This window comes from Acetobacter estunensis, from assembly GCF_011516945.1.
Classification (GTDB): domain Bacteria; phylum Pseudomonadota; class Alphaproteobacteria; order Acetobacterales; family Acetobacteraceae; genus Acetobacter; species Acetobacter estunensis.
In genome coordinates this window covers 1-10,116 of record NZ_WOTH01000060.1, presented here as the reverse complement: position 1 = coordinate 10,116, position 10,116 = coordinate 1, and the positions used below count along the sequence as shown (strand labels likewise).

The window sequence follows — 10,116 nt, the reverse complement described above, 5'->3', positions numbered from 1 at the left end:
ACATCGTGTGGCAATCAGGGTATCAATGGTTTTCCGGATGGTGATGCCTCTGGCACGCAGGTCACGGAAATATCGTGCTGCCTCGATCATGACATCACGCCCCCCGATCTCGACCAGATCCAGGGCACCAAGCATCCGCCGTGCCTTGTTGAAATCCCGCTCATTCGCAAATCCCTGAAGAACTTCCGTCATCATCAGATCCCCAATGGCGACAGGTTCTTCTCCCAGAAGCCGGTCCAGAACCTCAACCTGTGGCGTAACCGTACCTCGGAAAAAATCGATCCAGACCGATGAATCGACCAGAATCATACGTCGGAACGCATGGCGTCGAGATCACCCCGCCACTCCAGCCTGCCCTTCATGGAACGCAGTTGCCGCTGCTGATTCAACTTGATCAGCGTCCGCAATCCGAGTTCGACGGCTTCTTTCTTGGTTTTGACGCCAGACGCCTTCAGCGCATCTGTCATGAGGGTATCGTCAATAATGATGTTGGTTCGCATGATGTGTATCTCCAGTGAAAATTATACACATCAACATCTCCTCTCTCAAGCAGATTACATCCCCATATCCATACCGCGCGACCTGGACCGCGACAGGGACTGCTCCCTCTGATGAGGATGCAGCCCGTGATCAAGCGTCGATCCCTTCCGGATGCCCAGCTCGCGGCTTTTCTCCCGCAGAATGGACTCAAGCTGCGCATCCCGCTTCAGCTCCTTCAGCGCCACACCCTGCTGCTCCCGGCTCAGCCCGTCCCAGGCCTTCACAAACCGCGCTGCCCGCAGATCCGGACTCTTCCGCACCCTGTCCTCATGCTCCAGCCCCTCGACCAATTTGCGCGCCCGTGCCGGACCTTCCAGACCATATAGCGCCTGCCGGATCTCCGGCTGATGCTTCAGCGCCGCCCGCAGATCCGCCTCACCACCACGCCGGACCCGTTCCAGATCCCGCCCGGCTTCAAACAGCGCCTTCTTCTGATGCTCCAGCACGGGCAACTCCTGGCGCACCATGCGCTCGGCATCCACCCAGGCCCGCGCATACCGCTCCACCGCCTGCTGAAGCGGGTCACTCCCCGGTATAAACCCGTCCAGCCCGGCCGGCACCTGCTCACGCTGCACACGGGGCAGCCGCAACCCGGCAAAGGGAGATGCGGGAGCTTCACGCTCAACCCCACTTTCTCCCTTCCCGGCCCCGGCATCCATCCCGGCCGACACGTCTTTTTCCATCTTGCGGTTTCGCCCCCGCACGGACAGGTCCAGTCCATCGAACATCCCGCGTTTTTGCTGTGCCGACGCAGGCTCTGGCATAGGCACACCTTCGGCCTGCCTGTCCTGCCGGGGGCCAGAGGCGGCCTTCTCACGCTCCACCACGATCTCGCTCTCGGGGACATGCAGCCCGCGCCGACGCGCAAACCCGGCATCCCGATCCCGGACATGCGGGTAATCCAGCGTGGTGTCCTTCAGCCGCTCGCGCGACAGCCGCCGCACCAGCCCGTCCCGGTCGCCCACATCATCCCGGCCCCAATGGACAGACACGCTCTCCCGATGCCGCGACAGCGCCACATAGGCCCCGTGCCGGTCCATGCTCCCCGTCGCCAGCACATGCGCCCGATCCACCGTCACACCCTGCGATTTGTGGATGGTAGCCGCATAGCCATGATCCAGCGCGTCATAATCCGCCACCGACACAGACACGACCCGGCCACGTCCGGCTCCCTCCTTCCCATCAAGCTGGACCGATAACGCCAGATCCCCAGCCTCAGCCGACCCCACGATACCCCGCACCGTCCCCAGCGTACCGTTCTTTACCCCCAGCTCCCGGTCATTGCGCAGGAAGTAGACACGCTCCCCGTCCGCGAACACCCGCTCGCCCTGGGCGGTCGGCACCAGCACGTCGTCACCCAGCTCACCCGCCTCCCTGCGGATCTCGCGCGCCGCTTCGTTCAGCGCCCGCACATCAACACGCCGATGCGCCAGCATGATCTGGCTTTCTTCTGGGGCGGCCTGCCGGGCTTCATCCCACCCGGCCACCACTCCGGCCCGCGCCTCTTCCAGCGTGTCATGCCCACGCACCAGGCCAGCCGCCTCATAGCGACCCAGCGCCTCCCCCGTCCGCCCCGTCGCCAGCTCCTTCGTGGCCGCCTGCTGCCAGCCTTCACGCTGCCGGCGCACGGCGGTGATTTCCACAGACCCGACCCGCTCGGCCACCGCCCGGAACGCACCACCGGCTTCGATCGCCTGCAACTGCTCGGGATCACCTACCAGCACCACCTTGGCCCCAGCACTGCGCGCGGCCGACAGCACCCGCTCCATCTGCCGTGACCCCACCATGCCAGCCTCGTCCACCACCAGCACGTCCCCGCGCTCCAGCAGGTCAAACCCACGTTCCCACGCACGCTCCAGGGAGGCCAACGTCCGGCTTTCGATCCCGGCCCCCGCTTCCAGACCTTCCGCCGCGATCCCCGACAGCGCCGCCCCGCGCACCCGGTACCCGGCCTCTTCCCATGCCGCACGGGCCACACCCAGCATGGTGCTCTTCCCCGTCCCGGCATACCCGACCACCACGGACAGGTCGCGGGACTTCGTGACCTCGCCCACCGCCAGCGCCTGCTCCTCCCCAAGACCGGAATGCTGCATCGCTGCCCGACGCACCGCCAGCGGCACCGCATGCCCCTGGGACAGCGCCATCGCGAGCGACGCTTCTTCCAGACGCTGCTCGACCCCGATCATCGTGCGCGTGGAGAACCGCTCCCGCCCGTGCCCGTCTTTCCCGAGCGCGACCAGCTCCGGACATGCCTCCACCCGAACCATGACGGCCGTAAACTGTTCAGCGTCCACCGTCTGCCGGTCCACAAACCGCGCCATGTCCTGCCGGGTAAATGTGCTCTGCTGCTGGGTCAGCGCCTCCAGCGCCACATGCGGCTCGGCCAGCAACCTTTCCCCATTGCGTCGCGCGATCTCCAGATGATCAGCGACCCGTTCCGCATCCTCGCCCCGCTCTTCCCGGCGCATCCCAGCCGGACCGATTTTGTTCTGCGGTTCAAGGTCGATCCCCTGTGCCGCGAACGACCGATGATCGATCCGCACGTCCAGGTCCAGCTCGGCCAGCCGTTCATTGGCGAGCGACGCCCATCGTTCACGCCACGTCAGCAGGAGTTCCTTGTCGTTCCACGAACGCTCTTTCGCACCAAACCCGTTCTCATCCACAGACCGCGTGGACAGCATCACATGGGCATGGGGCTTCGCCTGTCCGTCCTCACCAATATCCCAATGTACATTGAGATCGGCCACCATACCGCGTTCCACGAACTGCTCCCGCACAAAATCCCGTGCCAGCGCGATCCCCTGCGCCTGGGTCATTTCGCGCGGGATTGAAAACTCCACCTCACGGGCAAGCTGGGCATCCTTGCGTTTCTCGATTGCCTCGACCTCGTTCCATAGGGTCGCACGATCAAGAAACCGTTCCGGCGCGCCATCGGGCAGCAGGATCTCGGAATGCACCACGCCGCTCTTGTTGGAAAAGTCATGGTCGCGATCCAGCCGCACATCATGCAGGCGGGACGCTGCGCGATAAGCCGCCGCCGCCACGGCGCTCCGGCCGGTGGCGCGGCTGATGACCTTTGCATGCAGATGATAGATCGCCATGAACGCGATCCTATCACACTACTTAAGCGCACGTCACGAAGTGACGTATAAGCGCGCACTCACATTTTACTGCGGCACAAGGATTGATTGCTTTGGATGAGTGACGCGGTTCTCGTCTGTGTGGTAGAGTATGGCATAGACGAGCAAGACAGGGGATCAAAAATGCGCAAACCACGGGACATTGATGCGGAACTGAAGGCGCTTCAGGAAAAGGCGAAGCAGCTTAAGGCGCAACGGACCATCCAGCTCGGCGAACTGGTCGAGGCGACGGGAGCCGATACCCTGTCGATCGAGGCGCTGGCCGGGGTACTGCTTGCGGCTGTCGAACAGGCGGACGGCAAACCCGAAGCCGTCGCGAGGTGGACCGAACGGGGGACGGCGTTCTTTCAGACCAGCGCAAAAAAGGGCGGCCGGAAAGGAACCGGAAACGATCAGAACGGATCTGCTGGCGCTTGAAAGACGGATCAGGAAGCAGGCGGCCCTGATCCATCGCCATCTGGCACGAAAGGCACGCACCGACATGCGCGACTGGGCGAAGGCGCGACGGGAACGCACCCATCATCTGATCGAACTGGGTGGCCTGGTTCAGAAGGCGGGACTGGTTGATCTGACCGATGATGATCGCGCCACCCTGCTCGGAGCCTTTCTGGATATTGCGGGGCAGCTTCAGGGGGGAAATGAGACCACCCCGGACGACCTGAAATCACGATGGAGACGCGCGGGGCTTCATGCCTTCGACAGGGACAGGGAACATGACTGATTGCAAAACACGATCATCCGAAACGGACAGATTGTAATCTCGGCCACAGAACAATTTGACGGTCTGGAAACTGACCGCCACAAACACTTCAAGAGGATACCTAATGGCTCCAGAATACCCTTCTCCAGAATGGTTTTCTGATACAATCAACCGTCATCAATGGATGTGGAATCTGAATGCTCGGTTCGTTGCACGGGCGGCAAAGCGTATGACCGATACGGATGCCTTCATCTTGCTCAATGAGGCGGTCAATCTGGAAATAGCGGAAACGGCTGCCAACCTTCTTCGGGAAGGTGTGCCAGAAAAAATTGTCGCTGATTTCGTTATAGCTTACAGTCAGACACAACGAGCAGAATTGCTGGATAATGTCTGCGATTACGCATGGCGGATTTCTGCCCCTGTCGCTGCCACGAAACACGAGGCGATGAAGACATGACCATGACGGACCTTTCCGACGAACGGGCTGCCAAAAGGGATGCAATCCGCAAGGCACGCAGCAGCACGAAACCCACTGTCCCGGCCGATCAGGTTCTTGCTCTTCTGGACGCCGATCTGGCCCGGATTCAGGCGGCCATTGACACCCTCCCTGCGCCTCGCCCCACGGATTAATGAGGGTGTTGGTGTCGTGAACGATGCCCCCCGAAATCCACGTCCCTGATGGCCTCGTGGAACGCGGGAACGATCCCTCATTCCCGCGCTGAAGATTACCAGTAATATTCGTGGGGTCGCCGGGTGCCGGTATACGGAAAGACCGCCTCGACAGGATCGAGGTCGCCCTTGATGATCAGGCGGGCAACATGCCTGTCATGATGACGGCCAGGACGGATATCGTGCAGATGACTGTACCAGTTGGGAGATTCAGAGGCTTCACGTGAGCCTCCATAGCCACAGCGATCCGGCTGGTTGGCCCAGCGATGATTGCGACCGTATTTGCGGCTGTGATGATAGGTGCGAGACATGGGAGCTTCCCCTCCATGACGCGCGGAGTGATTTCCGAGCGTACCTACATCGCCCGATCTCCTCTGTTCTGGTCGGAATATACTTTACCGCGTCTGTGCGACATCGGTCTCCAGCAGGGACGCCGGCAGGCGCATGTTGAGGGCAGCCGCCTTGGGTTCGATCTCAAAGCGCATGGGCTTGAAACCGGACAGGTCATACCGGGTCAGATCGACGGTCGCGACGAAATCCTCGGCCGCTTCGTCACTGTGCAGCGAGGGCATGGACCTATTTTTGTAGCTCATACTGGTCGATCTCCTTCAGACTGCTTCGATCGGGCCTGGATAAGCCTTTACCAGCGGATCATGGGTCAGCAGAAGCAATCCTTCCACCGTGGCCTGTGCCACAAGGATCCGATCAAAGGGATCCCGATGCACATCTGGCAGTTGTCCGACTGCCAAGGCGTGCTGGCTGGTGATCGGTAACTCCTCATAACCGTTTTCGATCAGACCGCGTCGCAGCAGATGAGGATCGACCTGGAAGTCTGCCCGTCCCAGCCCGGTCTTAATGGTGATCTCCCAGAGACTGGCCGCACTGAAGACCAGATCATTGCCCGGATCTTCCATCAGGGTTCTCGCCCGTGCTGACAGCTTATCTGGCTCTCCGGCTGCCCAGAGCAGCAGATGGGTATCCAGAAGAAGCCTCATGCCGGACCGTCGAACAGAGACACAATATCGTCCTGTCCCATGCGATCAAAATCTTCGGGCACCCGGATTTTTCCAGCAAGAAACCCCAGACGCCGTTGCTGTAACTCTTCAGGAGCCGTAATCGGGCTGACCCGCACCATCGGCCGGCCGGCTTTGGCAATGATGAAGCTTTCCCCTTTCATGGCCGCGTCAATCAGCCGGGACAGATGGGTCTTGGCTTCGTGGATGTTGACCGTGCGCATGGCGAAAGCCTCCTGAGTTTACTCAAAAAAAAGACTTAGCCATATTAGTCTGGTCCATCAAGACAAATGTCGCCAGAACCACCTCAGGAAACGAAAAAAGCACACTCATCGCGTTCCTCGTTTACCGTCATACCCTTTCGGATGCGACATTGGCGGTCAGGAATGCCGCATAGCCCAGTTCGTCCATCTGACCTGCCGCCAGCGCGAGAACCGCATTTGCTGCATCTTCCTGGGCTGCCGTGAAACGATAGTCGTTCAGTTCCAAAAACAGCACACCGAGCACAAAGCCCGTACGCTTGTTCCCGTCGATGAAAGGATGGTTTTTGACGATACCCGCCGTATAGACGGCCGCCAGATGCACTGGATCCAGCGGATCCGCATAAGCCGCATGCTGCTGTGGCCGGGCAAGCGCGGATTTCAGAAGACCTGCATCCCGTACGCCGGAAGCGCCACCATGCACCCCCAACAGCCGATCATGCAGGATCAGGGTATCCCGTTCGTCTATCCAGACGAAGGCTGTCATTGAGCCAGAACATGCAGCGTATCACGGTAACGCCGCATAATATCTTCAGCCTTTGTCATTTTGGTTTCGAAGTCAGGATCATAGGGCACGAGCCGATATCCGCCTTCTGGTGCTTCGGTCAGATACAGGGGCGCGCCATCCTGGGTGTTCAGCCGTGAGATCACTTCCTTGGGTAGTACGACCCCGAGTGAGTTTCCGAATTTTCGCACTTTCAGCTCGACCATAGTGAATCCCCTCAATGTTATTACCAATGTAATAACTGTTTGCGGTTTCAGCAACCATCATGCATTTTTCTGACGTGCTCAGGCGAATAGGCAATGGCCAGCCTATCAAGCCCCGCAGGGCACTATGGATGGCCGCACAGGCCACAACACCCGTTACAGACACCCAAACAGCCACCACATCTGATAACGCCTGTACGGCCATCCTATGGCGTCTAGCGGGCATGTTGCGACACGTGAGCTGCTGAACGATCGCCTGAACTCCGATGTGTCTTGAGCAGTTTATGGTTTTGCCCGGTTCTTCTGATGTTGCAGGCGTTGGGTGAGCGCTGAACGGGAGAGCCCCGTAGGGCGTCGAAGGCGCCAACGTGGATGAGGAAGGTGCTCTGGTGGAGAGACGATGCGTTTCCGCATCGTCAGATCATGACTTTGCGCCGTAGGCGTGTCCGTTCAGTGCAGGCCCAAAGGGCCGAGCAGGGGGATGCCGGGGGGAGATCGCGCTATGCGCGATTGGGGCGGCCGTAGGCCGCGAGCCGGCGGGGGCGGAGCCCCCAAGAGGCGGTGTTTGGGTTCAATTTGGTTGGAAATTTTTGAGGTTTGTGAGTTATCCACAGATCAAATGGTTAGAGAGGTGTTAAATAGGTGTTAGATTCTGTGTTAAGCGATTCTAGCATCCATTTAACACATTGATATAAAAACGGAATTTCTGGTTTTTTTCTCGGTTTGGTATTTAAAACCCCGAATCTCGGTATTTAAAACCCCGAATCTCGGTATTTAAAACCCCGAATCTCGGTTTCGGTATTTAAAACCCCGAATCACTTGACGCAGGTATTTAAAACCCCGAACTTTAGGCATGGTATCTGAAACCCCGAATCTGCCTGTTGTTCATGAGGCCCTCCTGCCGGAGCGTCATCCGCAGCATGACTTATTCATCTGCGACGTGGCAGATGCCGTGCTTAAGGACGTGATGCCGCAAATGGAGCATCCGTTCTATTCCCTGTCGAAAAAACCAGAAACTTCCGTTCGTCGCTATGAACATAACGGGCAATGGCTGGAAATCACGCCAAGCGTGAAGGGTCTTGCTACAATCTACGATAAGGATATTCTGATTTACTGTATTTCGCAGATCATGGCGAAACTAAAGGCCGGGGAAAAAGTATCGCAACGGGTGAGGATCAGCAGCCGCGACTTACTCATCTTCACCAATCGCGGAACGGCAGGTAAGGACTACAAAGCCCTCATCGAAGCCCTCGACCGCCTTGAAGGCACACGTATCCGCACTAACATTGTTACAGGCGACGAAGAACAGGTGGACGGTTTTGGCCTGATCGACGCTTCATCCATCCGCCGCAAACTTGGCCTCGACGGTCGCCTATTGCATTGCGAGATCAAGCTGTCGGATTGGGTCTTTAACGCAATTAAGAGCAATGATGTTCTGACACTGCATCGTGATTATTTCCGGCTACGCAAACCGCTGGAACGACGCGTTTATGAACTCGCTCGCAAACATTGCGGTCAGCAAGCGGTATGGAAAGCCTCTCTTGAGATCCTACTGAAAAAATCAGGCTCTCAAAGCCCAGAAAAATTATTCCGACAGATGATAAAGAACCTCGCTGCAAGCGATCATCTACCGGATTACCGTGTCGAATTCGATTCTCAGAAAGACATGGTAACATTCATCAATCGCGGCACAATGAAAGCTGCCGAGCCAGCAGCCGAGGCTTGGATGGGTGCGCTCGATCCTGATATTTACGGGGATGCTCGGAACATCGCGCCAGGGTGGGATGTGCATCATCTCGAAAGAGAATGGCGCATGTGGCTGGGTGATAACGAGATCGCTCCGAAGAACCCTGAGCGGCATTTCATCAAATTCTGCGAGACGTGGTTTGCTAAGCGTGGTCAACCCTGATTGTACAAATATACGAGCATAATCTATCTAAATAGATAATCAGCGCTCTCCAAAAGGATGACGACCGTGCTTACGCATCAAGTCATCAATGGCCTCCCCGATCAAACCCTGAATAGTTGTATCAGTATCAAGCGCAAGTTGATGTAGTCCCTTGCTAACTGCTGGAGAAAAATACCCCACCACAGCCCGCTTACCTTCTCTCGGATTACGTGGGCGGGCTTTCTCTACCACCGTTTGCGCTGCCGGTTCCACAACCGATGGCGCGACCGTCTTTTTGAGACCAGCAAACCGACTCATGCCGTATATCCTCAACTTAGAAAATTGCTAACGCGTTTTTGTGTCATCTTGTTTGTGTGATGGCATGTTAACTTGATCACACACCCAATTCCACAACAGTGCTATATCAGCAGCAGCCTTGCTTTCCGGCTCTGCTTCCTGCGCGGTACGACCGGAACCAACGCTATGATGAAAAACTGCACGCTCAGGCAAAACAACAGGAGCAACAGGGATACCAAACTGCGCCACAACCTCGGCCGCCTCCTTATAAACTTGGGGCGCACGAGGAGGACCCGCAGTAAAAATCACGAAGGCAGGCTTGCCACTGGCTCGCACAAGTTCCGCCGTTGTTCTAACAGCGTCCATATCGAAAGCACGTGGTCTGCATGGAATTAACAAGAAATCAGCGACACGACACGCCTCACGCGCCATAATATCGGCATGTGGGGGGGTATCTATTATCGATAGTTCTGCGCCCAGTTCGGACGCTTGTTCCAGCTTTCTTGATAACAAGGCGTGCGCCGCACAATCCACCACATCAGGCTCGACATCCCCCCGCCATGCTTTCCATGAACTTGCAGTCGCTTGGGGATCGGTATCGAGGATCAGAGAAACGTATCCAGCGGCACTGGCACTAGTAGCCAAGTGTAGGGCAAGCGTCGTCTTCCCAGCGCCTCCCTTCTGACTAATGATCGCGATTGTTTTCATGTCACCATGTTTCTGTGTTAACACATTAACAAATTACCATGTTATTTTGATAACTCAATATCTTCCTCAAAAAAATCGACGATCTAGGGCTTGTGGGGATTCACCGTGAATGGATAATGGCTGCGGCGAGATAGATCATGGCGCTGAAGCTTTTGTCTGTTTTGTCTGCCCGCATTGCGATGCGTTTGAATTC

At 57.6% G+C, this 10,116-nt stretch carries 16 protein-coding genes; 5 read left to right on the top strand and 11 right to left on the bottom strand.

Going from position 1 to position 10,116, the window contains the following annotated elements; translation table 11 throughout:
• The 3 genes from vapC to traA all read right to left on the bottom strand — a co-directional run.
• Positions 1–309: type II toxin-antitoxin system VapC family toxin (vapC, locus tag GOB87_RS15505; protein WP_166318819.1), on the bottom strand; the 309-nt coding region annotated here is incomplete at its 3' end.
• Positions 306–500, bottom strand: a complete 195-nt coding sequence (locus GOB87_RS15500) for a type II toxin-antitoxin system VapB family antitoxin (protein WP_010516209.1) — start codon at positions 498–500, stop codon at positions 306–308. The genes vapC and GOB87_RS15500, both read right to left, overlap by 4 nt.
• A 54-nt stretch (positions 501–554) precedes the next feature.
• Positions 555–3,641 carry a Ti-type conjugative transfer relaxase TraA gene (traA, locus tag GOB87_RS15495; RefSeq protein WP_166318817.1) on the bottom strand — a complete coding sequence of 1,029 codons (3,087 nt, stop codon included), beginning with the start codon at positions 3,639–3,641 and terminating at the stop codon, positions 555–557.
• 96 nt (positions 3,642–3,737) lie between these two features.
• Between traA and GOB87_RS15490 the strand changes: the two genes are divergently transcribed.
• The 4 genes from GOB87_RS15490 (at position 3,738) to GOB87_RS15475 (ending at position 5,010) form a co-directional block, all read left to right on the top strand.
• Positions 3,738–4,097: a conjugal transfer protein TraD gene (locus GOB87_RS15490; protein ID WP_194303378.1), complete on the top strand. Its 360-nt coding sequence runs from the start codon at positions 3,738–3,740 to the stop codon at positions 4,095–4,097.
• 64 nt (positions 4,098–4,161) lie between these two features.
• The gene (locus GOB87_RS15485) at positions 4,162–4,401 is read left to right on the top strand and encodes a conjugal transfer protein TraD (protein ID WP_019088719.1); all 240 of its coding nucleotides are present in this window, start codon (positions 4,162–4,164) and stop codon (positions 4,399–4,401) included.
• A 103-nt stretch (positions 4,402–4,504) separates the two neighbouring features.
• Positions 4,505–4,837: a hypothetical protein gene (locus tag GOB87_RS15480; protein ID WP_012813386.1), complete on the top strand. Its 333-nt coding sequence runs from the start codon at positions 4,505–4,507 to the stop codon at positions 4,835–4,837.
• Complete coding sequence (locus GOB87_RS15475) at positions 4,834–5,010, top strand: hypothetical protein (RefSeq protein WP_166318813.1); 177 nt, start codon at positions 4,834–4,836, stop codon at positions 5,008–5,010. The genes GOB87_RS15480 and GOB87_RS15475 overlap by 4 nt, the downstream gene beginning before the upstream one ends.
• A 95-nt stretch (positions 5,011–5,105) precedes the next feature.
• Here the strand turns inward: GOB87_RS15475 and GOB87_RS15470 are convergent, their stop codons facing one another.
• The 6 genes from GOB87_RS15470 to GOB87_RS15445 all read right to left on the bottom strand — a co-directional run bounded on the left by GOB87_RS15470 (position 5,106) and on the right by GOB87_RS15445 (position 7,033).
• A complete protein-coding gene (locus GOB87_RS15470; protein WP_012813384.1) occupies positions 5,106–5,360 on the bottom strand; it encodes a hypothetical protein in 255 nt (84 codons plus the stop codon).
• Between the two features lie 84 nt (positions 5,361–5,444).
• The gene (locus GOB87_RS15465; protein ID WP_018308598.1) at positions 5,445–5,621 is read right to left on the bottom strand and encodes a CopG family antitoxin; all 177 of its coding nucleotides are present in this window, start codon (positions 5,619–5,621) and stop codon (positions 5,445–5,447) included.
• Between the two features lie 36 nt (positions 5,622–5,657).
• Positions 5,658–6,044: a type II toxin-antitoxin system VapC family toxin gene (locus GOB87_RS15460; protein WP_012813382.1), complete on the bottom strand. Its 387-nt coding sequence runs from the start codon at positions 6,042–6,044 to the stop codon at positions 5,658–5,660.
• Entirely contained in the window at positions 6,041–6,286 is a 246-nt protein-coding gene (locus tag GOB87_RS15455; protein ID WP_006560453.1) for a type II toxin-antitoxin system Phd/YefM family antitoxin, read from the bottom strand. The genes GOB87_RS15460 and GOB87_RS15455 overlap by 4 nt, the downstream gene beginning before the upstream one ends.
• A 127-nt stretch (positions 6,287–6,413) precedes the next feature.
• Complete coding sequence (locus tag GOB87_RS15450; protein ID WP_166318810.1) at positions 6,414–6,809, bottom strand: type II toxin-antitoxin system death-on-curing family toxin; 396 nt, start codon at positions 6,807–6,809, stop codon at positions 6,414–6,416.
• The gene (locus GOB87_RS15445) at positions 6,806–7,033 is read right to left on the bottom strand and encodes an AbrB/MazE/SpoVT family DNA-binding domain-containing protein (protein ID WP_014106734.1); all 228 of its coding nucleotides are present in this window, start codon (positions 7,031–7,033) and stop codon (positions 6,806–6,808) included. Before GOB87_RS15445 ends, GOB87_RS15450 begins: the two co-directional genes overlap by 4 nt.
• A gap of 850 nt (positions 7,034–7,883) precedes the next feature.
• On the opposite strand from GOB87_RS15445, the gene GOB87_RS15440 reads away from it, so the two are divergent.
• Positions 7,884–8,939, top strand: coding sequence for a replication initiator protein A (locus GOB87_RS15440; protein WP_010666791.1), 1,056 nt, complete (start codon positions 7,884–7,886; stop codon positions 8,937–8,939).
• Between the two features lie 39 nt (positions 8,940–8,978).
• On the opposite strand, the gene GOB87_RS15435 is transcribed toward GOB87_RS15440, so the two are convergent.
• Together GOB87_RS15435 and parA are read right to left on the bottom strand one after the other, a co-directional pair.
• A complete protein-coding gene (locus tag GOB87_RS15435) occupies positions 8,979–9,236 on the bottom strand; it encodes a ribbon-helix-helix domain-containing protein (protein WP_010505208.1) in 258 nt (85 codons plus the stop codon).
• A 27-nt stretch (positions 9,237–9,263) separates the two neighbouring features.
• Positions 9,264–9,923, bottom strand: a complete 660-nt coding sequence (gene parA / locus GOB87_RS15430; protein ID WP_010666790.1) for a ParA family partition ATPase — start codon at positions 9,921–9,923, stop codon at positions 9,264–9,266.
• Positions 9,924–10,116 lie beyond the last annotated feature (193 nt).